Source organism: Metallibacterium scheffleri, from assembly GCF_002077135.1.
GTDB lineage: Bacteria > Pseudomonadota > Gammaproteobacteria > Xanthomonadales > Rhodanobacteraceae > Metallibacterium > Metallibacterium scheffleri.
In genome coordinates this window covers 1-23,622 of sequence record NZ_LDOS01000005.1, presented here as the reverse complement: position 1 = coordinate 23,622, position 23,622 = coordinate 1, and the positions used below count along the sequence as shown (strand labels likewise).

Annotated in this window: 15 protein-coding genes and 1 pseudogene; 11 read left to right on the top strand and 5 right to left on the bottom strand. The window is 63.4% G+C overall.

Annotated elements, in window-relative coordinates; genetic code table 11:
• A complete protein-coding gene (locus Mschef_RS15435) occupies positions 1–2,034 on the top strand; it encodes a site-specific integrase (protein ID WP_136256462.1) in 2,034 nt (677 codons plus the stop codon).
• Positions 2,031–2,552 (top strand): hypothetical protein, encoded by a 522-nt coding sequence (locus Mschef_RS17355; protein ID WP_136256463.1) that lies wholly within the window; start codon positions 2,031–2,033, stop codon positions 2,550–2,552. Before Mschef_RS15435 ends, Mschef_RS17355 begins: the two co-directional genes overlap by 4 nt.
• A 332-nt stretch (positions 2,553–2,884) precedes the next feature.
• Here Mschef_RS17355 and Mschef_RS15425 read toward each other — a convergent pair whose 3' ends face one another.
• Positions 2,885–3,205, bottom strand: coding sequence for a helix-turn-helix domain-containing protein (locus Mschef_RS15425; RefSeq protein WP_081130120.1), 321 nt, complete (start codon positions 3,203–3,205; stop codon positions 2,885–2,887).
• Between the two features lie 121 nt (positions 3,206–3,326).
• Here Mschef_RS15425 and Mschef_RS15420 point away from each other — a divergent pair, with 121 nt between their 5' ends.
• Positions 3,327–3,677, top strand: a complete 351-nt coding sequence (locus tag Mschef_RS15420; RefSeq protein WP_242426571.1) for a hypothetical protein — start codon at positions 3,327–3,329, stop codon at positions 3,675–3,677.
• 175 nt (positions 3,678–3,852) lie between these two features.
• Complete coding sequence (locus tag Mschef_RS15415) at positions 3,853–4,074, top strand: hypothetical protein (protein ID WP_081130119.1); 222 nt, start codon at positions 3,853–3,855, stop codon at positions 4,072–4,074.
• Positions 4,075–4,228: 154 nt separating this feature from the next.
• On the opposite strand, the gene Mschef_RS15410 is transcribed toward Mschef_RS15415, so the two are convergent.
• Positions 4,229–5,578 (bottom strand): hypothetical protein, encoded by a 1,350-nt coding sequence (locus tag Mschef_RS15410; RefSeq protein ID WP_081130118.1) that lies wholly within the window; start codon positions 5,576–5,578, stop codon positions 4,229–4,231.
• A gap of 784 nt (positions 5,579–6,362) precedes the next feature.
• Between Mschef_RS15410 and Mschef_RS15405 the strand changes: the two genes are divergently transcribed.
• From Mschef_RS15405 to Mschef_RS15375, 7 genes are all read left to right on the top strand, one after another.
• Complete coding sequence (locus tag Mschef_RS15405; RefSeq protein WP_242426582.1) at positions 6,363–7,916, top strand: class I SAM-dependent DNA methyltransferase; 1,554 nt, start codon at positions 6,363–6,365, stop codon at positions 7,914–7,916.
• Complete coding sequence (locus Mschef_RS15400) at positions 7,906–9,123, top strand: restriction endonuclease subunit S (RefSeq protein ID WP_242426570.1); 1,218 nt, start codon at positions 7,906–7,908, stop codon at positions 9,121–9,123. The genes Mschef_RS15405 and Mschef_RS15400 overlap by 11 nt, the downstream gene beginning before the upstream one ends.
• 15 nt (positions 9,124–9,138) lie before the next feature.
• Positions 9,139–10,041: a hypothetical protein gene (locus Mschef_RS15395; RefSeq protein ID WP_081130116.1), complete on the top strand. Its 903-nt coding sequence runs from the start codon at positions 9,139–9,141 to the stop codon at positions 10,039–10,041.
• Between the two features lie 19 nt (positions 10,042–10,060).
• Positions 10,061–10,783, top strand: a complete 723-nt coding sequence (locus Mschef_RS15390; protein ID WP_339325996.1) for an Nmad3 family putative nucleotide modification protein — start codon at positions 10,061–10,063, stop codon at positions 10,781–10,783.
• A gap of 15 nt (positions 10,784–10,798) precedes the next feature.
• Entirely contained in the window at positions 10,799–11,428 is a 630-nt protein-coding gene (locus Mschef_RS15385) for an Nmad2 family putative nucleotide modification protein (protein ID WP_081130114.1), read from the top strand.
• 128 nt (positions 11,429–11,556) lie between these two features.
• Entirely contained in the window at positions 11,557–14,712 is a 3,156-nt protein-coding gene (locus tag Mschef_RS15380; RefSeq protein ID WP_081130113.1) for a type I restriction endonuclease subunit R, read from the top strand.
• Positions 14,713–14,919: 207 nt separating this feature from the next.
• Positions 14,920–19,140 carry an EAL domain-containing protein gene (locus Mschef_RS15375; RefSeq protein WP_081130112.1) on the top strand — a complete coding sequence of 1,407 codons (4,221 nt, stop codon included), beginning with the start codon at positions 14,920–14,922 and terminating at the stop codon, positions 19,138–19,140.
• 325 nt (positions 19,141–19,465) lie between these two features.
• Here the strand turns inward: Mschef_RS15375 and Mschef_RS15370 are convergent, their stop codons facing one another.
• From Mschef_RS15370 to Mschef_RS17805, 3 genes and pseudogenes are all read right to left on the bottom strand, one after another.
• Positions 19,466–19,900: an ATP-binding protein gene (locus tag Mschef_RS15370; protein WP_081130111.1), complete on the bottom strand. Its 435-nt coding sequence runs from the start codon at positions 19,898–19,900 to the stop codon at positions 19,466–19,468.
• Positions 19,901–21,004: 1,104 nt separating this feature from the next.
• A pseudogene (locus tag Mschef_RS15360) lies at positions 21,005–22,857 on the bottom strand (AAA family ATPase).
• Positions 22,858–22,859: 2 nt separating this feature from the next.
• A partial coding sequence (locus Mschef_RS17805; RefSeq protein WP_242426569.1) for a metallophosphoesterase family protein occupies positions 22,860–23,622 on the bottom strand: 763 nt, incomplete at its 5' end.

Here is a 23,622-nt window from a genome sequence, read left to right as displayed (position 1 = left end):
GTGTTCAGCGATGCCGAAGTGCGGCGCTCAGCGGTGCAGGCGCGCCTTGCAGATATGACGAAGATTCAGTTCATGGGGCGCCGTAACCTGCTCAAGCTGCAAACGGCGCTTGGATTTGGTTCGACATGGGGTGTGATCGCCATCCCCCCTCAATTCATGCCGGCCGGGTCGTTTCAGAAGACGTCCAGACGGATTACCGACTTCCGTGAAGTTACGAACGGAAACGACTTAGCGCTAATAGCAATTACGCGCGTCACGCTGTTGCGCTGGCTCGTCCCGATTGGCAACACGACCGCTCCGTGCACGGCGTCTACGCTCAGCGAAAACCTATCCTGCCTGCGTCGGCTCGCAGCAGTGGCGATGGCAAAGCCGGCGGAAGGCTCAAAGCGCTTCTGGGCGAGACTCAGTCTGGCGGATCTTTACAAAGTCGTACCGAGGACGGGCAAGCGGGATTTCGCCCGCATCTTTGAAACGCTGCAGCGTCGAAAGCTCCTGACCGATGTTGTGCGGATGCCCATACGGCGCGACCGGATAGAGGTTGAGAAGGTCAGGAAGGGACGAGAGGCGCTTCGGTCCGACATTAAGCTGGTTCAGCCTTACCTTGCCCTTCCGGACAAATTTGTCGGCGAATGCGGTTGGCGTTGCCTTTGGCTCATCAACACCCTTGCTCCAGTACTCCTGTCGGCGCTTGAGCATCTCTATACGACGGTCAATTACCGTGCGCACATCACGCGCCACGCAGCAATGAAGCATTTCGGACCGGCAAGCAGCGAGTTTCTTTCCGCTTGGAAGTGGTTCGCCGACGATAGCCAGCGCGCGCTCGAACCCCCGTTCGAGTTACGGCTGAAGTCGCAATACAAGGCGGGATTCAACGGCAAGCGAAGTCCGCTTTCGTGGCCGCCCAAGGCGCTCAATGACTGTTGGAGGTTGATCTCGCTGATCCAGGATGCTCACGTCTTCGTAGTCGGGGTCAGCGGCGGCCCAAGGGAAGGCGAGATACTGGGTCAGACCCAGGACGCACTGGTCGAGGATCCCAGTGGATGGCGCATCAAGGGTAAGACCTACAAGCTGATCTTCAGGGAGGACGGCGAGCAGCGAGACTGGCCGGCCCCCAAGATGACGGTCGTCGCTGTGCTGCAACAGGTAAAGCTAGCCCAACTGGCACAGCAGGCCTCCAAGTCATACGGCTTTGCGAACAATGGTCGAAACCTCTGGGTTCAGATGCCGACTCAGAAGCAGCAGATTGTAGGCCTTCCCCTGAATGGCTTGGGCGGTGGGCTAAAGCGGCTTGTGGCGGCATTTGATCTACAACACTTGCTTCCAGACGATTCGATTCGGGAGCGAAATGTCCACCCACACCGCATGAGAAAGACAACCGGCAGAATTGTCGGGCTTGCTCTCACTAATGCCGTTCAAGTGCTGATGGACCTTTTCGGTCACAAAGACCCAGAGATGACTGTTGGCTACCTTCTTTCAAACCGGGATATCGCCGAAGAGGCAAAGGCAGTGGCTCAGGCGCAAACCATTATGTTTGCGGCCGAAGCAATTAGTCATGTCGATGGGCTTGGCGGACCGGCCGCAGAGACTCTCAAGAGCGACGTTTTGACGTTTGCGCGCCTGCGTGGTCTCACCAAGCTTGATGCAAAAAGTATCGATGAGCTTGCTAGGGATCGTACTGAAGGCGGTCTTTATTGGGAACTGGTTCGCCCCGGCGTCATTTGCACAAAGCTGCCGGGTCAGGTTGGTGTGTGCAACAGCAAGCAAGGCGCACCAGATCCCACACATTGCAGATCCAACTGCGACCATCGCCTGGAGATGGCTGCCGAGAAGGCGAATGTTGACCGCACGGTTGCTCGCATCATCACGCACTTGCAGAACGCAATTGCAGACGACGAGCCGATGGCGGAGCAGCAATGGCGTGGCCAGCTCGTCGCACACATTTTGCGATTCAAGGACGTTCTTGCGAAATGGGAGACGCACCCTCTAGTGGTCGAGGAGCTGGTGCGCATCAACGCAAAAAAGGGGTCGTCATGAGCAAGACAGCCACCGGGCCGAGCAAGCACGCCCATCTTCGCTCCAACCGAATCGTCGCCGCACTGAGAAAGGCGATGGCTGCGATCGAGGCGGAGATCGACGCCAATGAGGGAATCTATCCCGGTGTTCGGCTTTCCCAGGCCGAACTATGTCGGCGAGCGGGCGTCTCTCAAAAAACACTGCAGAACGCAAGTCACAAATCCACAACGCTCATAGAAGTAAATGCATGGCTCAAGCGCATTCGAAAGCTCATGGTGACCGGTCGTCGGTCTGTCAGGTCCAAGGTCACGGAACGCGTCGATCATTGGAAGCACGAGTACGTGCAGCTGGCCACCCACTACAACATCAGCAGGCTTGAGGTTGCTGATCTTGAAGTAACTCTGCGCAAGAAGGATGAGGCGCTTGCGAAGGCCCGAACTCGAATTGCAGCGCTTGAGGCTGAGGCACTCGAACTGAGGCGCGAGCTTTCTGAGGGAAAGGTCGTTCGCATGCCTACCAGGTCAAAGATGGCCCACTGATGGCCCGACCATCAACTGGCAAGAGCATTGCTAAATGAGGCCGACTAGCTGTATATGAGCAGTTTGAAAAACCTGTTTGAAGTCGCCACACGCGGCCTGACCGATCGCGTGGTGCGGTGCACCGATGAAGTTGTTGCAGTGGTTGCCTTTTGCTGCGTAACCGGTAACTCAGCGGCGTTGTTGCCTGGGTTCTGGCGGATCGTTTGGTTCGGCATGCTCGAGCACGTTCCGTCGGCCACCGCGGCGCCCAGCAGCAAGGGTTACCTGCAGCACCTGCCGCGGTGGCGCGGAGCGCACCCCGGGTCCTCGTACTACCCGCTACAGTCATGGCTTCACTCGCCGGGCTCCATGGACCGCAGCAAGCGGTCTTTCTCGATTGCGGGAAGCTGTTCGAACGCCAGGATCATTCTGGCCAGCCGGTCATCGTCAGCGAACAAGTAGGCGACGGGTACTGACAAGGCGCTCGCCAAGCGGGCGATCGTGCCCATGTCGGGTTCGTGCACCCCCAGTTCATAGCGATTGATGCGAGCGCTGGCCACAAACGCGTCCAAGCCTGCCTGTACGCCAAGTTCCTTCTGGGAGAGATGGCACCGAATCCGCGCCTCCTTGAGGCGACGCTGGAAGACCAGTCGGACGTCGGTCCGTCGCGGCACGTTGCAAACCTGCGCAGGTGAGGATCCTACGAGATTCGTAACTTTGCCTTGCGCGCGATACTACGAGTTTCGTAGCATGGGTGGCAAGCGACCTTGCTGCCTGACCTGTGAGGACCCTGGCATGTCAGTGCGTCTGATGCTCGATGAAGACACCGGTATCCCGATTCCGTTGGACAACTTTGCCCTGGAAGCCTGGACCCTCCAGTACATCCGTGCGTTGAATTCGGGCCGAATGGAAAGCCTCATGGATCGGCTTGCCACGTCCTTTGCTACAAGCTTGGCGGAATGCCTCGATGCGGACCTCAAGCGGCCGAGCGATGCAAAGGTCCAGTACGCGACCAGCATTGCGCGCGAACTCGGCATCGCGCTGCCGGCGGAAGCCCTGCGCTTCAGGGGACCCATGGATGATTTCATCGATCGCTTTGCAGAGCAGTTCCGGCAGCGACACCGCGATCCACATACGGAAGGATGAGGCAGGACAGGGCGCAGTCGTCGCTGATGAGCCGACCTTGCTGCCTCGCCTTGACCCAGTTGAACAGCGCTGACCGGTGGCTTGGGATGCCTAGCGTCGGAGTTCTGCACGACGGGGCATTCTGACGGTAAGACACAGGCAGTCCTCTTATATGCTCACAGCAGGTAATCCTTCCATGCGCGCCAAGCTCCGACTCACCCGCCGGTTCCTTCGCGACTTCGGGCGCGTGCTCCTGGCGTTTGCCTTCCTCTCCTTCTTTTATTTCCTGCATTGGGGACTTGGGCCACCGGACCGTTTAGCCGAGGGCCTGCTGATCGGGTTCATCAGCTTTGTGGTGCTCTTGGCCATGGACTACTTCGTGTACTGCCTGGCGAGTCGTACCCGCGAAGACGCGTAAGGCGCATATTCCATTCGAAACCGCCCACCCCTAATGATCCAAACCGGCCACCCGAAATGCTCTCAATCCGGCCAATTGTTGCAGCCCGCGGTCGAATCCTTCCCAACCGGCAATCGTACCCATTGCTGGAAAGTGCAGGCTGTATCGCAAACGTTCAGCGGATATCCGGTTCATCCCAACGCCGAGGCAACCGGAATGCGCTGATAGCTGGGTCGGGTGGCCCGAATTCGAGCTCCAGCCAATCGTCGTCATGGCCTGGTCCTAAGCATTCGATCCGGGCAGACCTGAAGAGCTGGCCCGACGCGAGGCGCGACCTGAACACGTCGAACCGGCCTTCGGTCCACCCATGGACGTCGGCGAATCGCTCGTAGGTCATTGCACCTGCCAGCAGCTCAAGCACAGCGCGCGCCGACACCCTGATCCGATCCCCAGCCGCCTCGAAGCCCCCTTCCATACTCGCGCTCCATTCTGAGTCCAGGTTACGCCGCAGAGCATTGTTCGGCATCATCCGCGGCTCCGGCAGCTTCTTGACGGCATCCTCGAACACGCGCCTCACGGCCTCGACAACACCAGAAGTGAGATGAGCCGGTCGCCCCGAAGGTGCGGCAACCAGGCTGCACTGCACGCATCTCTGACCACGCCGAGCGAAGCTCGATACGTTTTCCTCGAATACGCTCACCAGCAATACAAGATCGATGGTCTGACTTCCACGTAGGAAGTGCTCGGCGACCTGTTGGGCACTGAACCCTTCGAGCAGGTGGTCGCGATGCATTAACGCGCAATCACCATCGCAGACCACTAGCATTCGGACGGCGCCTGCAGGGGCGCCTCGGAGCTGACGGGTCTTGCTGGTGAGCCGATTGAACAAGACATTGTTCTCGAGACTCAAAACGCCGTCGTAGGCGCGATGCGAGCCGCCGGAATACTGGCTTGGCCCTTTGTATTCGACGGTAAATTTGGCGTCGGGCTCGTCCACTTCTAGCATGTGTGGCGCCGTCGGGGCCGTAGCTACCCTTCGGACGAACGGCTCGAGAAATCGCTTGTTAAGCTGCTCGAATGCGGTGCCGGTCGGTATCAAGAGTTTCACCTTTTTCGTACCACTCGCATCCGCTTCCAGATGCGACACCGCAACGTGAAATCCGCCTCCATGTATGCCGGCCTTACGCGCCTGATGATGCACAGCCTCGGTTAGCCGTTCGAACGGATTGGCTTTATGCAGCGCTGTATCCGAAAGAGTCGTGATGTCTGCGATCACGGGGACAAGCACGTCTCCGGCCGAAACCGAAAACCAGAGGTCAGGCTTTCCATTGGGAAGTGCGCGCTCGTGCTCGACCGGCAGAACCGCCCCCAACGCGGAGAGCCAAACCAGCTCCCACATCTGCGGCAGGCGGTTGGTTCGAGCGGTATTAAGCCGCCCAAGCAGCTCCCTCAGCGGCTTTTCTGGCATCCATGGCGCAATGTCGTCCAGCATCTGCTGCATGGCTCGACGGGTGAACACGAACATGTGCGGACCGGAGTGCGCGCTCTAGCGGGATCCCAACATTAGCCGAGCTATCGCTACGCTGACTAGAACAAGTGCGGGTTCCGGTCAGGCTGAACACCGATTCCGGCGAGCGCTGAACACTCTGCTGGTGCCACCGAGGGAGTCTGGCCCGGCGCTGTGAGGCGCTCAAGCCTGCATCTTGGCAGGATGCCGCTTCCGACCCAAGCAGTCCAATGCCCGGCGGCCGGCTTGAGAGTGGAATCGGTGTCGTGCTTGATCAGAATGCGCATGTCGCACCCCCTGCGACCAGAGTGACTATCCTTGCGCGCATCCCTTCAGGAGATTCCCGCGCATGGTCGCAGCCACCGATCCCCTCGCCACGGCGCTGCTGCAGCTGCTGCCCACCGATGGCAGTAGTCTGGGCAACGAGACCCTGCGTCGGCGCCTGTCCGAGAAGCTCGGACGCGACGTCGACGTTTCGGCGTACGAGGCCGCGCGCGAATCGCTGGTTGCCGCCGGTGTGGTGGAGAGAGGTCGCGGCCGCGGGGGTTCGCTGCGGGTGGCCGCGATGATGCGTTCGGCGCTGGCGTCCGGCTCCATCGGGGACCTTCCGCCGGGCGATGACGCGGACGATACCGCAGCTCATGGCGTGCGCTCTCCCTCGGGGAGCGCTGCGCCCCCGCCTTCCGCGGCTGCGTCGCCCGCCGCGCGCCGCCGCAGCCGCAACAGTCGCGAGGCCGACGACGGTGCCACCGTCGGCTTCGAGGCCCAGCTTTGGGCGACCGCCGATGCGCTGCGCAACAACATGGACGCCGCCGAGTACAAGCACGTCGTCCTTGGCCTGATCTTCCTCAAGTACATCTCCGACGCCTTCGAGGAACGCCACGCCCAACTCGAGACCGAGCGCGCGCAGGGCGCTGATCCCGAGGATCCGGACGAGTACCGCCGCGACGCCATCTTCTGGGTGCCTCCGGAAGCGCGCTGGCCACACCTCAAGGCGCAGGCCAAGCAGCCCGGTATCGGCCAACTCGTGGACGACGCCATGGCCGGCATCGAACGCGACAACCCCGCGCTCAAGGGCGTGTTGCCCAAGGACTACGCGCGGCCCGCGCTGGACAAGGCGCGCCTGGGTCAATTGATTGACCTGATCAGCAACATCAAGGTCGGGGATGAGGCCAGCCGCGCCAAGGATGTGCTGGGCCGCGTGTACGAGTATTTCCTGTCGCAGTTCGCCGGCGCCGAGGGCAAGAAGGGCGGCGAGTTCTACACCCCGCGCTGCGTGGTCAAGCTGCTGGTCGAGATGATCGAGCCCTACCACGGCCGCGTCTACGACCCGTGTTGCGGATCGTCCGGCATGTTCGTGCAGTCGGTCGAGTTCATCCGCGCGCACTCGAATGGCAACGGCAATGGCGGCAGAGCCCGCGCCGACATCAGCATCTACGGTCAGGAGAGCAACTACACCACCTGGCGGCTGGCGCAGATGAACCTCGCCATCCGCGGCATCGACGGTCAGATCGCACAGGGCGACACCTTCCACAGCGATCGCTTCCCCGACCTCAAGGCCGACTTCATCCTCGCCAATCCGCCCTTCAACATCTCCGACTGGGGTGGCGAGCGCCTGCGCGACGATCCGCGCTGGCGCTACGGCACGCCACCTCCGGGCAACGCCAACTTCGGCTGGGTGCAGCACATGGTCCACCACCTGGCCCCCGCGGGCGTGGCGGGCTTCGTGCTGGCCAACGGCAGCATGAGCAGCAACCAGTCCGGCGAGGGCGAGATCCGCAAGGCCCTGGTCGAGGCCGATCTGGTCGACTGCATGATCGCCCTGCCGGGGCAGCTGTCCTATTCCACGCAGATTCCCGCTTGCCTGTGGTTCCTGCGCCGCGACAAATCAAGACTCCCCTCTCCCGCCGGGAGAGGGGCTGGGAGTGAGGGTTCGGCCTCGCGCGCGGCTACCGACCGCCGCGGGCAGGTGCTGTTCATCGACGCACGCAAGCTGGGGCGCATGGCCGATCGCACCCACCGCGAACTCACCGACGCCGATATCGCGCGTATCGCCGGCACCTACCATCTGTGGAGGGGCGAGACCCACGTCAATCCAGAAGACGTCGATGGGCGCAGCGCTTACGAAGACATCCCCGGTTACTGCAAGTCCGCCGAGCTGGAAGACATCCGCAAGCACGGCCACGTGCTCACGCCAGGCCGCTACGTCGGCGCCGTGGCGCAGGAAGACGATGGCGAGCCTTTCGCCGACAAGATGCAGCGGCTCACTGCACAACTGCGCGAGCAACAGGCCGAGGCGGCGATGCTGGATGCGGTCATCGCGGCCAACCTAAGGGAGCTTGGGTATGGCGGGTGAGTGGCGAGCTTCGACGTGGGGCGACGAGATTTCCTTGGAGTACGGGAAGGCGCTTCGCGGCCATGACGTAGCCGAAGGACGATATCGGGTGTTTGGATCGAATGGCCCGATCGGCTGGTCGTCTAAACCACTGGCGCCGGGCCCAGGTGTGATCCTCGGGCGCAAGGGGGCATATCGCGGAGTGCAGTACTCACGCGAGCCGTTCTTCGTCATCGATACCGCCTACTACGTCGTGCCGAAATCAGAACTCGACATGCGGTGGCTCTACTATGCGATCGAGCATTACAAGCTCGGTGAAGTCGACGATGGCTCCCCGATTCCGTCTACCACTCGGGCTGCCGTCTACATGCTCGACCTCGATGTGCCGCCGCTCCCCGAACAACGCGCCATCGCCCACATCCTCGGCACGCTGGATGACAAGATTGAACTCAACCGGCGCATGAGCGAGACGCTCGAGGCCATGGCGCGCGCGCTGTTCAAGGCGTGGTTCGTGGACTTCGAGCCCGTGCGCGCCAAGATCGAAGGACGCTGGCAGCGCGGTCAGTCGCTGCCCGGACTGCCCGTCCACTTCTACGACCTCTTCCCCGACCGCTTCGTTGACTCCGATCTTGGCGAGATTCCAGAGGGGTGGGGAGTTGGCTGCCTCGGGGATGTCGCCGATCACCAGCGGCGGGGCATTCAGCCGAACGACATCGAGAATGGCACCCCTTACATCGCACTGGAGCACATGCCCAAGGGCCGCATAGCGCTGACCGAGTGGGGCACAGCGGATGTGCTGGAAAGCAACAAGTTCGTGTTCAAGCAGGGAGAAATTCTCTTCGGCAAGCTCCGGCCGTATTTCCACAAAGTCGGAGTCGCTCCCGTCGACGGCGTGTGCTCCACAGACATTGTGGTTCTCACTGCGACAAGCAGCGATTGGTTTGGGTTCGTCCTCGGTCACGTGTCGAGCAGCGAGTTTGTCGAATACACCAACGCTGGCTCGACTGGAACGAAGATGCCTCGGACAAGCTGGAATGACATGGCACGCTATGAGCTCGTGCTGCCGCCAAAGCCAGTCGCCAAAGCATTCGCCGAGCTGATGCAACCATCCATCGATCGGATCACTGCGGGCATTCATCAATCCCGCACCCTCGCCACCCTTCGCGACACCTTGCTGCCCAAGCTGATTTCCGGCGAGCTGCACGTAGCGCGTGATCAGCACGATTAAGAAGGAACGTGCACCATGAAGTTCCTGGCCATCGATGAAGCAATGCAACATCCGTATGAGGGCAACGGTGGGGCTTGGGTTGCGATCTACCCGCCACCGTTTATCGCAGCTGCATCACATGCCGACCCGAGTGATGAGTCCGATCAGAGCTTGGCCATGCCTTATGCACCGCTTGTGTTCCGCGAGGACACCTTCGACGCGGTCACGCGAATTCGTAGGGGGCGGTTTTACAAGCGCTGCGCTGAGTGCCAGCCTGCACAACTGAACGTTACCCCTCATCCAACCTGGGGCGCGTGGGGTGGACGTCGCATTTCCGCGGATTCTCCCTGGGTCGAACGGCGCTGCTTCAAGTACGAGCAGATCCAGTTCAATCCGCTCGCGCATCCGGGTTGGAAGTCGCGACCGATTGCCATCGGCGCGTGGGAGTCCGCATGGCGGTTGATCGCCAGCGAACACATCATCACTGGCGAGTGGCTGGTAACACTCAAGGCTCGCCACGCACTCGGCGTGCTGCCGGAAGTTGATCGGGCGAAGATTCCCGAGATTGGAAGAGTCAAGGCGATCGAAACCATCGATACGCTGATCAATGCGGCTTATCGTGAATCCCCTGAATCCATCGTTGATCGTGCACGCGCCGCCGCGCAGTGGTGTTTTGCGACATGGGCTGCTGCGAAATTCAAGGATGACCGGCTCCTCACGAGTGATCTGGCTCAGCTCGCTACCGAGGTGGAGAAGCGCTCTTGTGAGTGCAAGCCCGAGATGGCGATCTGGAGTGCGCGTGGGCTGGCGCGCTTGCATTCGCGGGCGAAGCCGAATGAACAGGAGCGTCGCGATACGCGCCCCGTAATGGAGGCCGATGCCGAGTACGCTCTCGCCGCGATGGGCTTGCTGCTGCGTGAAATCGGATGGGTGATCTGAGCATGGGTGCCCCATATCTGTGCATGCGGAAGTGAACGCCCTTCTTGTTCGCGTCGGCGCAGACTTGAGTGAGGGCGGGGGCCGATGGAACGGCCCGATGCGCAGTGATACTGGCGAGTTCGTGTATGTGGCAATCCCCGAAGGGAAGCCAGTCCACGCTGGCTACGAGAAGCCCTATCAAGCGATCACGCCGCTTCTCAGCTCATGGAACGTCGTACTGCCCGCGCATCTTGCTGATCGACACATGCACCTTGACCCCGACTTTGCGCAGCTGACCTACGGAGACCAGGGGCAACGTGCTGTGCAGCTCCGCCAGAACTTACAGCGCGACGATTGGGTCGTGTTCTACGCAGCGCTGCGTGACGTACTCGCGGAGGGGCGCCTTATCTATGCGCTGATCGGGCTGCTCTGTGTCGACCAGTTGATCGACGCGCGCACTCTGCCGCTAGATCGACGCGACGTCAACGCACACAGTCGGCGAATCTTGGCCGGTAACGCCGACGATCTGGTGGTGACCGGACAAGCGGACCGCTCGGGCCGGCTGCAGCGCTGCCTCCCGATCGGCGAATGGCGTGACGGAGCCTATCGCGTTCGGCGCGACCTGTTGGGTGTCTGGGGTGGCCTGTCCGTGAAAGACGGATACTTGCAGCGCAGCGCCCGCCTGCCACGATTTCTCGATCCGCCGCGCTTCCTTTCCTGGATTTCCAAGCAGGATCCCGAGCTCTTGCGCACCAACAACTGACGATAGGTTTGTGACATGTCCAGCATCTACTTCTACAAGATGACTGTCGATTCCGGTGGCGCGCCCTGCGTCACGAGTGATTTGCTGTCGCTGGCGATCTGTAAGCCGATGATTCGGTCTTGCGCAATCGAGAACGACCTGATCTTCGGTTTTGCGGCCAACTCACTGCACGTTGACAACCGCCTGATCTACATCGCGCTGGTTACGCAGGTCGTGCGGAACGGTGAATACTGGACAGACGAGTACCGGTCGCGGGGTGATTGCATCTATGAACGACGTGGTTCGGGCTATCACCTTCGACGTGGTTCACTTTTCCACACAGATGCCGGACATCTTGAGCACGACCTCGGAAAGCCGCCGCGCTACACACGGGTCAAGGTGCTGTTGAGCGACGATTTTCGTTACTTTGGTGTCGAGGGCACTGCTGACTACAAGCAGAACTTGCCGATCCTCAAGGGCACGATTGAAGCGCTCAAGACAGGGCATCGTCGCAATCATGCGGAGGGGGTTCGTGATGCTCTCCTGACCCTGAAGGAGCAGGTATGGTCCGCGAACAGAAAGCGCGTCTTGGGCAAACCTTCGCAGCAGCCGGATGGACGAGTGTGCCTGCGAGGCTCCGGCTGCGGCATCATTGAGACGAGCTGAGGCGGAGATCAGAGGATGGAGCGCACCGAGTGCCGCCTGCAGAGATCGAACAAGTCGCACGCATGCGCGCCACACCTAGGGCGTTTCAGAGATCCCTGTAGCTTCGCGTGCACTCGCGGTCGCTCGCCATGACCCGGGGCCTCAGCGAAGCCGACGTCGAGGAGATCGCGCTGCACTGGCTGCGCGGCCTGGGCTGGCAGGTGAAGTACGGCCCCGATCTTGCCTGTGGCATGCCCGAGGCGGAGCGCAGCGATCCCGGCTACCGCGACGTGATCCTGGAAGGCCGCCTGCGTGATGCGCTGGCGCGGCTCAATCCCGAACTCCCCGCCGAGGCGCTGGCGGACGCGCTGCGCAAGTTGCTGCGCCTCGATGCGCCCTCGCTGATCGAGCGCAACCACGCCATGCACCGGCTGCTGGTGGACGGCGTCACCGTGGAGTACCGCGGCGCGGACGGCAGCATCCGCGGCGCACAGGCGCGGGTGATCGATTTCGACGCTGCCGCCAGCAACGACTTCCTCGCGGTCAACCAGTTCACCGTGGTCGAGCAGCGCATCGAGCGCCGCGCCGACGTGGTGCTGTTCGTCAACGGCCTGCCGCTGGTGGTCATCGAGCTGAAGAACCCCACCGATGCGCAGGCCACGCTGGATCACGCCTTCCGCCAGTTGCAGACCTACCAGAAGCAGATCCCCGCGCTGTTCACCAGCAATGCCGTGCTGGTGATCGCCACCGGCTTGCAGGCCCGGCTGGGTGCGCTGGGCGCGGGGCGCGAGTGGTTCAAACCCTGGCGCACCATCAGCGGCGAGGCGGATGCGCCGGCGACGCAGACCGAACTCGAGGTGCTGCTGGCCGGCGTGTGCAGTCGACAGCGCCTGCTGCAACTGCTGCGCCACTTCATCGTGTTCGAGCGCGGCGACGGCTTGCCGGTCAAGAAGCTCGCTGGCTATCACCAGTTCCATGCCGTCAACGTGGCGCTGTCGGAAACCCTGCGCGCCGCGCAATTCAACCAGCAGGCCGATGCCGCGGGGCGCTTCAGCGCGGGCCATCAACCGGGCGGCGAGCGCGGCGACCGCCGCATCGGCGTGGTCTGGCACACGCAAGGCTCCGGCAAGAGCCTGACCATGGCGTTTTACGCCGGCCGCGTGATCCTGCATCCGGCGCTGCAAAACCCCACCGTGGTGCTGCTGACCGATCGCAACGATCTCGACCAGCAACTGTTCGGCACCTTCGCCCGCTGCCAGGATCTGCTGCGCCAGCCGCCGGTGCAGGCCGAAAGCCGCGCGCAGTTGCGCAAGCTGCTGGATGTGGACGCCGGCGGCGTGGTGTTCACCACGCTGCAGAAGTTCCTGCCCGACGCCAAGGGCGAGGCGCACCCGGTGCTGAGCGAGCGCCGCAACATCGTGGTGATCGCCGACGAGGCGCACCGCAGCCAGTACGACTTCATCGACGGCTTTGCCCGCCACCTGCGCGATGCGCTGCCCAAGGCCTCGTTCATCGGTTTCACCGGCACGCCCATCGAGCGGGCGGACGCCAGCACGCGCGCGGTGTTCGGCGACACCATCAGCATCTACGACATCGAGCGCGCGGTGGCCGACGGCGCCACCGTGCCGATCTACTACGAGAGCCGCCTGGCCAAGCTGGCGCTGAAAGACAGCGAGCGCCCGCAGCTCGACGCCGGTTTCGACGAGGTGACCGAAGGCGAGGAAATCGAGCGCCGCGAGCAACTGAAGTCGCGCTGGGCCCAGCTCGAGGCCGTGGTCGGCGCCGACAGCCGGGTGCAATCGATCGCCCGCGATCTGGTCGCACACTTCGAGCAGCGCCGCGAAATCTTTCCGGAAGGCAAGGCGATGCTGGTGTGCATGAGCCGGCGCATCGCGGTGGAGATGTACCAGGCCATCACCGCGCTGCGTCCCGGCTGGGCCAGCGACGATGACGCGCAGGGCGAGATCAAGGTGGTGATGACCGGCGCGGCCTCCGATCCGCTGGACTGGCAGCCGCACATCCGCAACAAGCCGCGCCGCGAGGACCTGGCCGAGCGCTTCCGCGATCCCGCGGACCCGTTCAAGCTGGTGATCGTGCGCGACATGTGGCTGACCGGCTTCGACTGCCCCAGCCTGACCACGCTGTACATCGACAAGCCGATGCGCGGCCACGGCCTGATGCAGGCCATCGCGCGGGTCAACCGGGTGTTCAAGGACAAGCCCGGCGGCCTGGTGGTCGATTACCTCGGCCTGGCCGACGAGCTGAAGCAGGCGCTGGCCACCTACACCGAAGCCGGCGGCACCGGCCGCACCGCCATCGACCAGAGCGAGGCCGTCGCGCTGGTGCGCGAGAAGGTCGAGATCTGCCGCGGGCTGTTCCATGGCTTCGACTACCGGCGCTGGCTCGATCCCAGGGCCAGCGGGCAGGAACGATTGGCGCTGCTGCCGTTCGCGCTGGAGCACATTCTGGCGCTCAAGGACGGCAAGCCGCGGTTGCTGCGCGCGGTCGCTGATCTGACCAAGGCCTTCGCGCTGGCGGTGCCGCATCCCGACGCCTTGGCGCTGCGCGACGAGGTGGGGTTCTTTCAGGCCGTGCGCACGGCGCTGGCCAACCGCGAACCCGACGAAGACCGCCGCAGCGAGGCCGATCTCGATCACGCCATCCGCCAGATCGTCTCCCAGGCCGTGGCCACGGACGCGATCGTCGACATCTTCGCGGCGGCGGGGCTGAAGAAGCCGGATATCTCCATCCTCTCCGACGACTTCCTCGCCGAGGTGCGCGACATGCCGCAGCGCAACCTGGCCGTGGAGCTGCTGCAGAAGCTGATCAAGGGCGAGATCCGCAGCCGCGCCAGGCGCAACGTGGTGCAGGGACGGTCGTTCACCGAGATGCTGGAACAGACCCTGCGCCGCTATCACAACCGCGCCATCGAGACGGCCAGGGTGATCGAGGAGCTGATTCAAATCGCCAAGGACGTGCGCGCCGCCGGCCAGCGCGGCGAGCAGCTGGGGCTGACCGAGGACGAGGTCGCCTTCTACGACGCGCTGGAAACCAACGACAGCGCGGTCAAGGTGCTCGGCGACGACAACCTGCGCCTGATCGCCCGCGAGCTGGTCAGGATCGTGCGCGCCAACGTCACCATCGACTGGACCCGGCGCGAGACCGTGCGCGCCAACCTGCGCGTGCTGGTCAAACGCATCCTGCGCCGGTACGGCTACCCGCCCGACATGCAGGAGAAGGCCACGCAAACCGTGCTGGAGCAGGCGGAGCAGTTGTCAGGCCTGTGGGCGGCGGCAACGCCGTAGTGGATGTGATCGACGAGAATCGATCGTTCTGGCGCACTGACCGCTGATCTCGATGCGATCGCATGCTCGCGCCGATTCCATGAGGCGGTATCCATACCCGGCGCGCAACGAAGCGCTCGCGCATGTGCTCGGGCGATCGCCGGTGAATTTTTGTACTCTGGACTTGAAGCCGCCTGATGGTGCGATCACTTCTGGGAGTATCCACGGATGCCTCGCCCCCCAATCCCTGTTGATGCTGCGCTGCATGGGGGCCTGTCGGCGCTGCACCGCCTGCTGGTGGAGCACTTCGACAATCGGGATGCCTTCATGGCCGCATGCCTGGACGTCGGCTGTCGGGTACTCGGGCTTTCGACCGGCATCGTGGGCCGGATCCGGGGCGACGATTACGAGGTGCTCGACCGACACTCGCCGTTGATCGAGATCCAGCCGGGCCATCGCTATCCACTGGGCGATACTTGGTGCGCGGCGGTCGTCACCTCGCGCCAGACGCTGACCCATGCCGGGACCGACGCGATCGAGCCGATGCGCAGCCATCCGGCCTATGGCGGGCTGCAGCTGGAGGCGTACATTGGTACGCCGATCGTGGTGGATGGCGCCGTCTTCGGCTCCCTGAGCTTCAGCGACACCCGGGCACGCGCGACGCCGTTTGCCGCGGACGAGATCGGCCTGGCCGAATCGATCGCGGCATTGATTGGCCATTTCATCGAGCGCCAGCGCGCCGAGACCGGTCGGCAGACGCGCGACCAGTTTTACCGCAGCGTGGCCGAAACGCTGCCGCTGCTCCACGCCGACGCACCGCGTGAGCGATCGGATGTGATGGGGCAGGTCGCCTCGACGCTGGCGGACATCATGGGCCTGCCGCTGGTATGGGTCGGCCGGCTCGAACCGGAGGCCCTCTGGGTGCAGGTCGTCGGGGTTGCGGGACCGGCGTGCGATTACGTCACGACGCTAGCCCTCACCGCCGATCCCGCACGACCCGAAGGGCAAGGGCCGATGGGGCGGGCGCTGCGCACGGGCGAGGCATTGCTCACTGCGTTTAGCGATCCGCTGTTCGCGCCCTGGGCGGATCGGGCGCGGCGCTGCGGGCTTGGCTCCAGCATCGTCGCCGCGGCACGAACGCAGGACGGAGGACACGTGGCGCTGTCCGTCTATGCGTCGGAGACGGAGCACTTCACCCCCGATCTGCTCGATTGGACCCAGCGTCTCGCGCGGGAGCTGGCTGCTTTCTGGAACCACCAGGATCTGCTCCATCGACAGGACCGGCTGGTGCGCTATCAGGCTGCCCAGCGCGAGATCCAGGCCGCGCTGCTGAAGCAGCCCGACCCGCTGTCGATCTATCGGGTGTTGGCCGAGGCGCTGGTGCGCCATGCCGGCGCCGATGCGGTCGATGTGTTCAGCGCAGGCGATCCAGGTCCGACGCTGCGTCGCGTCATGCTGATGGGGCCTTTGGCTGAAGCGGCCCGTGTCTTGCCGCTGCCCCCCAAGCAGCCGCAGGGGACGACCAGTGCCACGGTCACCCTGGCCTTCAGTGCGCGGACCGCGGTGATCCGGGTGCATCCCGCGCGCGATGCGTCCATTCCGGCGCAATGGCGCGGCGCGGTGCTCGAGGGGGTCGGCGCGGTGGGCGCATGGCCCGTCTTCGACACGCCGGATGCGGAGCCCGAGGCCGTGTTCGCGGTTGTTGTAAGCGATCCCGATACCTTCACCGCGGAGCTTCGCGTCCTCATCGGTGAGATTGCCGAGGCGGCGGGTCTTGCGCTGCGCCAGTTCCATCAGCAGCAGGCACTGGTGTTCGAGCACGAGCGCCAGGAGCACTTGGCGCTGCACGACCCGCTGACCGAACTGCCCAACCGGCGCGCGCTGGAGCATCATCTGGAGGGCGCGCTGGCACGCGCGCGGCGCCATCGCCTGCTGCTCGCGGTCGGCATGCTCGACCTCGACGATTTCAAGCCGATCAATGATCGCTTCGGCCACGAAGCCGGGGATCAGGTTTTGATCGACGTGGCCAAGCGCCTGAAAGGCGCCCTGCGCGACCACGATTATGTCGCCCGTCTGGGCGGCGACGAGTTCGTCGTCGTGCTCGAGGACGTCGCGAGCCTCGACGATCTGACGCCGCTGCTGGAGCGGATGCGGGTGCGCTTGGCCGAGCCCATGGTGATCGGCACCTACTCCACGGGTCTGCACGCCAGCCTGGGCATCGTGGTCTATCCGCTGCACGAGGGCGCCGACACGGGTCACTTGCTGCGCCTGGCCGATCAAGCCCTGTATCGGATCAAGTCGCAGAAGCCCCCCCGCGCACAGTGGTGGAGCTTTCCCGTGTCTGAGCAGCCGCCGGCTGCCTTGTCGCCCGTCGAAGTCGACATCAGCGAATTGCTGCCCTATGGACCGCTGGCACAGCGCATGCTCGGGCCGATCCAGTCCATCCACCACGAGTGGGCCGAGTCCTTCGTCGATGCGTTCTATGCCCGTCTGGCTGAGCACGCAGGACCCGCGCAGATCCTGGACGCGCTCACCACGCAGGAGTTCGAGCACCTGAAGGCCAAACAGCGCGAGCACCTGACGCTGCTGCTCGATCCGGCGCTCAGCGAAGATGGCCATCGCCAGGCGGCAACCCGCGCGGGCCGCATCCATGGCATGGCCGGCATCGAAGACGCCTGGGTTGCCGAGAGCGTCGCGCTCTTGCGCGCACAGCTCGATGAACAACTGGCGCCGCTGACCCGTCGCGACCGACGCACGCTGCTGGTCATGCACCGACGCCTCGCACTCGATTACCAGTGGCAGTTGGAAGGGTCGCGTGCGGCCCAGCTCGCCCGCGATGGCATTCTCGTACGCATCAGCACCATCGCCTGGTCAGCGGATCGCTACCTCGAACTGATCCAGCGTGTGGCCGATACCCTGCTCACCCTCGACGAAGTCGCCGGGTGCGCGATCGGGCGACCGGATGCAAGTGGCCGGTTTCAGTTTGAGGCGGTGGCCGGCAGCGAGGCCTTCGTCGACTATCTGCGAGCGGTTGAGCGCGGCGTGCCCCCGGATATTCGGGCCGAGGCCGATCGCGTGGAGGGCGGCGTGGCGATGGGCCGTGCCTGGCGCAGTGGCGAGATCCAGCGCACGCTCAACTATGCCACCGATCCGGTCACGATCACGTGGCGCGAGGTGGCGCTGGGCATGGGCATTCGGTCCAATGCAGCCCTCCCGCTGCGCATGCCGCAGGGCACCACCGAAACTGTGCTGACCCTGTACTCGCCGTTCGTGGGCGGCTTCTCCAGCGCGGGTCAGCAGGCGTTCCTGCTGCACGTGCAGAGCCTGCTGGATCTTGCCTTGGCGCGGTTGCTGCCCAAGCTCGAGGGTGTCGAGGCGGTCCCCTACCTTCTGCGTGACCGCTGGCGCGCCAAGCTGGCGACCGATGACCTGGTGATGTACTACCAGCCGGTGATCGATCTGCGTCAGGGCCAGGCGGTCGAGGTCGAGGCGCTGGCCCGCATCCGCGAGGACGACGGTCTGATCCTGCCGGCCCGTTTCCTGTCGGCATTCGGCGAGGACGACCTGCTGATCCTGTATCGCCAGGGGCTGGCGCAGGCGCTCGCGGCGCGCCGGGAGTGGGACGCCGATGGGCTGCCGCTGGGTATCGCCGTCAACCTCCCGTCGCGCGCACTGCTCGACCGGCGCTATGTGGGCATCACCCGGGAGGCGCTGGAGCGATATCCCTGTCCAGCCGAAACCTTGGTCCTCGAAATCCTCGAGTCGGAGTGGCTGGAAGAGAGTCCGCAGGCCGAGTCCGGCCTGCTGGCGCTCAAGGCGCTGGGCGTCCAGCTTGCCGAGGACGATCTGGGCTCGGGCTACAGCACGTTGAGCCGGCTGCGCCACCTTTCCTTTGATCGCGTCAAGATCGACCAGACGCTGGTGCGCCAGATCGCGCGGCAACCGCTGCGGACGCTGCGCTTCGTGAACCAGTTGACGCGGCTGGGACACGATCTCGGCGTCAAGGTCGTCGTGGAGGGGATGGAGACTCCGGGCCTGGTGGAAGCGGCGATGATTCTCGGCGCGGATCTGGGTCAGGGGTATGCTCTCTCGCGCCCGATGCCGCGCGCCGAAGTCGCGGACTGGTGCAGAAGCTTCCGCTGGGCGTGCGATCCCATGGTGCCTCGCACCGCACTCGGAGCACTGGCGGACTTCATACTCCGGGACGAGCGGCTGCGGATGTTCATGGACGATCCTGCGATGGTCGAACGAATCGTTCACACGCCATGTCGGGTGCGGTCCTACCTCGATGTGATCGGTATCGAGGGAACCCGGCTGGATCAGATCCTTCGGGTTCTGCATCAGGCCGCGCTCCAACACGGGCCTGCCAGCTTGGACTACGCCGCAGCGCGCGATGCATTCGTGCAGTGCCTGGTCGAGGAGCGGATCCGTGTCGAGGAAAGCGGTTGATTGATGCGCGCTTTTGAAGCAGAGAATCACCCATCCAAACCATGCGTCAGACCACTCTCACGCCACCGCTGCACATGCACCGCCCACCGCCGCGCCGCCTCGCTCGCCGCCATCGCTGCACCTCGTCGTGATCCCACGCGAGCGTGCAACAGCAACTCCGTCAGATAACAGGTGCAGTGGCCGAGCGCTTACCCTTGGATCGACGCTCTTGCTAAACGACACCGGCTCGCGCGGGATGGCCACCGTCTCAAGATGGCGCCTTTGGCCTGTTATCCGATCTCGACGACGTTGACCCGGTTATCCGAAGCGCGCCGGGCAATATCGATTAGGTGCTTGTGGTGCGTGAAGTAGAGCACCTGAGTCTTTGCCCGAGACGCGCAAAGGCCTTCAGGCTGGACGCGGCCCGCTCGTCGTCGCAGTTGATCAAGAGATCGTCAGCAATGACGGGTAACGTCGTGCCGCTTTCCATATGCAGCTCTAACGCCGCGAGCCGTAGCGCAAGGTAAAGCTGGTCGCTCGTGCCGTCACTCATACCCTCGACGCCGACCTTCGAGCCGTCCGCCTTGCGTGAAATTAGGCGCAGGGTGTCGCCCGGGTCGACGAGCAGCTTGGCATGATGGCCGTTGGTTAGGTGCGAGAAGAACTGGCTAGCGGTGACCAGCAGCGGTCCCTGCTTTTCCTCGCGGTAACGCTCAAGCGCCCACTTAAGCAAGCGGGAGCCGGCCCAGACGCGGATGTACTCGTCAGCCGCAGCGCCCATCTCGCCAGCGCCGCCTGCCTTCGTGCTTCGGCCTTCGCAGCTTCGTCAGTACCCGCGATCCTTGAATAATCGGCATGGGCCAACGCGCGATGCTGTAGGCGATCATCCCTCTCCTCGGTGACGTCGGCGAACTGACGCTTGGCCGTATCAAGCTGCGTCTCCAGTTGTGCGAGATCAACGCCGGCCACCTCCTCTTCAAGATTTTCCAACGCCATACCGCCGCCACCGGCGATCGCGGCCGAACGGTATTCGTGCACCTCCCGGTCCAGCGCGAGAGCGCTGTCAGATTTCTCAATAGCCTTGCGCAAGGCCTCAATTTCGAACACGGCCACTTGATCGAACAATGGCTTTAGCTTCGCTTGTGCAAGGACGCACTTTCGAGTGGATTCTTCTAAACTGGATTTGGCAGTCGCGATCGCACCGCTCAAGCGCTCATGTTCAGCGCCATCAGCTAGGGCTTTGGCGAGCCTTGCGGCCAGTTCGACGGCCGCGTCTGTAGATGACTTTTGAACGAGATCTGTGGCGCAGGCTGCGACTAGAGCTGCTACCCGGCATCGAACTGGCCGATGTCGCGGCGCATCGGGCCGATACGTCCCTGTTTCAGGTCGCGGATCTTCTCCAGATGACTGTCCATCGTGCGGAATAGATCCATGGCCTTCGATACAGCCACTGGCTGGAACTAGCTGGAAGTTTGGCTTCGGCAAGCTTCGTTTCCCATTCCAGTTTCCAACCGTCCATGTCCTTTCGAGTCCGCTGAGCCTCGCTCTGCGCAACTAGATGTTTGGCACGGCTATCGCGCCGTCGTTTGTCGACAGAGTCGCGGCGGGTACGGTTCTGTACCTGGGCGTTCAGGACGTCGGCCGCTAGGGTAATCAGCCCGGGCAGGTCGCTCGCCTGTGGGACCGAGGCGCCTGTCTTCCCCAGCTCAGCGCGCAGGGCGGCCGCGCAATCCTCCGCGCGTGTGGAACGTCGCTGCGCGACCGCGGGATACCTCCAGTTCACTAGCGACGGTCAGGGCCACGGTGCGCTGCTGTGTCCAGGAGGTGACGCGGTCCAGTGAGATCTCGGCCAAACCTAGCTCCGAGCCACGGGCTTCCCAGTCACTTAGCAGGTCTGCCAACTGCCGTGCACAGCGTCCGCCCTGTTCCATGAGCCGATCGATCTCGGCGCGCAGTTTCTCAGACTGATTGGCAAGCGCCTGGACCCTCGCCGTGTCTTCGGCGTCCTCGTAGCGTCGATCGGCCAAGACGTCAGCTGCCTCCACTTCTTTGCCGTACATTGTCGCGGGGATGCAGGGGTCAACTCGCCGACAACGATCCGGCCGAAGGTGGCATCACGCTGCTGGCGCGCAATAGACAACTCTTTAGCCGTCGCGATACGGTGATCGCGCCGCTCCTGTATCAGTTCGGTGTCCAGTCCTGCCAGGGAGAGCTGCCGATCATCGATACCCTGCTGCACTTTGTCTAACTCTGCTTCGAGTCGCTTGCGGGTATCCAGCAGTCGCTGTATCTCGGCAATTTCAGGGAGTCGCATTGAGGCAAGAGCCGCAGCATCGCCGCTCCACGGCGCAAGATCCGATAGCGCCTCGTTGAGTTTGCGTGTTGCGGCAGCTACCTCCCCGACGAGTTCATCGTTGCGCTCATCAGGGTTAAGGGACTGTGCCGGCTTCAGCGCAGCAGCCAACGCGGGGTACTCAGTAGCATCTGGGAGCGCCGCTTCCTCTTCGTCAATCGCCTGCAGCACCGTCTGCGATTGTGTCAAGTCGTGGGCTCGCAGATCCATGGCATTCCTGAGGCTCGAATGGCGCGCAAGCAACTCCTCAATCTCAGCGCGCAGGAGCTTGCTCGGAAGCCGTCCAGGTACGTCTTCTCGTGCGATATTTCGCCACCCGACCTGGGCCGCCGCATCTAGGAGCAGTTGTTCCTGTTCGGTGACTTCGCCTTCCCGCTTGGGGATGTCGCGCTCTGCCAGCTGCACGCTCGCGACCAGCCCCGCCAGACGCCGGATTTCGGCATCGTGAGCCACGATCGGTGCGTTCGGCGCGAAGTTCGCCTGATCGCGCGTGGCGTCTTCGCCGGTCTTCCGGTGAATCTGCACCTGGGCATCCGCCGTCTGGATTACGATCTCGGTGGCGGCCAGCGTCGCAGCAGCGTCGACGGGCAGCCGAATGACCGGCCCCATGGCATCGATGCGCTTCTGGGCATCGTGCAACTGCGCCAGCAGGGGCGATACGCGCTGCACCCGCTCGAACCGGTTGCACAAGCTCTGGAGTTCCCCGCGCCGGCCTTCCGCTGCGGCTAGCTCGCCGTCGGCGGTGTCCAATGCGCGCCGGGCCGTCGTCCATTTGAGACTGGTGACGCGGACCTCGTGCAACCGGGACTTGGCTTCATCCATTCGGCCGAGCGCTTGGTAATACGCCCTACTTTCCTTAGCTCTTGGGCCCCAGAGGCCTTCAGCTTCGGCCTCCAGCTTTTCCTTGATGGCCTGAAGACTGCCGAGGCCTGCGGCGGCCTGGAACAACATCTGACCCAGGTCGCCGGAGCTGTTCAATATGTCGCGCCCCCCGCTGACCATGTTCTGGTGGTCTAGCGCAAACATGCGCAAGAAGAAGTCCTGATCGGTCCCGCCCAGAAATGGCACCAAGACATTATCGGGCAAGGGCTTGCCCCCGGATCCACCAGCGAACCCTTGTTGCGCTTCAGGCGCCGGAAATCCAAGGACCCGCCGTTGGTCTCGACCAATGCGCCGATACACATCTCGGAGTATTCGTGGACGAAGTTGAACGGTGACGTACGGTTGATCCCGTAGAGCAGGTCCACAACAGCACTGCGGATTGTGGACTTGCCGGCCTCATTGGAGCCATAGATCAGATGAAAGTCGGACTCGCCGCGAGGCAGATCTAGCGACTGGTTGGTGAACTTGCCGTAACGAGTCAGGTCAAGCCGGCGGATGCGCATCCTTAGCTCTCCCGTGAAACGCGATCGAGCACACCAGGAGCCACCGTTGCAATCAGATCGAAAAGCCGCCCTTCCTTCACGCACTGGACCGCCGGCAGATCCTGGTCGGCGAGTTCCGGCGGTAACTTGCCAACCAAGACCTCGAGATCGCTCCTGAGCGATTCCAGGAAAGCTTGGTCCGTCGGTGCGCCGTCGAAGATCTTTTGCAGCTCCGCCACGGCGTCGCCGCGTGCCGCGATTTCGGGGCTCAGCATCGGCTGCGTCTGAACCTTGATCTTTTCGATGATGAGCTTGTCCGGTGCTGCCGCGATGGCTTGTGCCTTGACCTCGGCCGCCAACTGCTGGCCGCGAGCGAACAATTCGCCATGTGCGGCAGTGCGGCCGGTCAGAACTACCCGGCAGCAGACATATCGACCTTCTGCTTCGCCGACAGTCTTTCGCAGCGCCTGTCCAATCAACGGCGCCACTTGGTCGATGCCTGCAGCCCCCGCGGCATCGACCTCGACCGTAGTCCAGCGCAGAACGTCCACGCACAGTCTTTCGGGCCGGCCCACGGCACCATCATCGATTGGCACGATGACCGCGCCGCGCGCGCCGGGCTCGTTGACGTGCAGACCTTGCAGGTTCCCAGGGAACACGATCCACGGATCCTCCGCGAGGATCTCGTATTGGTGGACATGCCCAAGGGCCCAGTAGGCATAGCCCTTGTTCTTCAGCTCATCCAAGCTACATGGTGCATAGGGGCTATGCGGAGGCTTGCCCTGC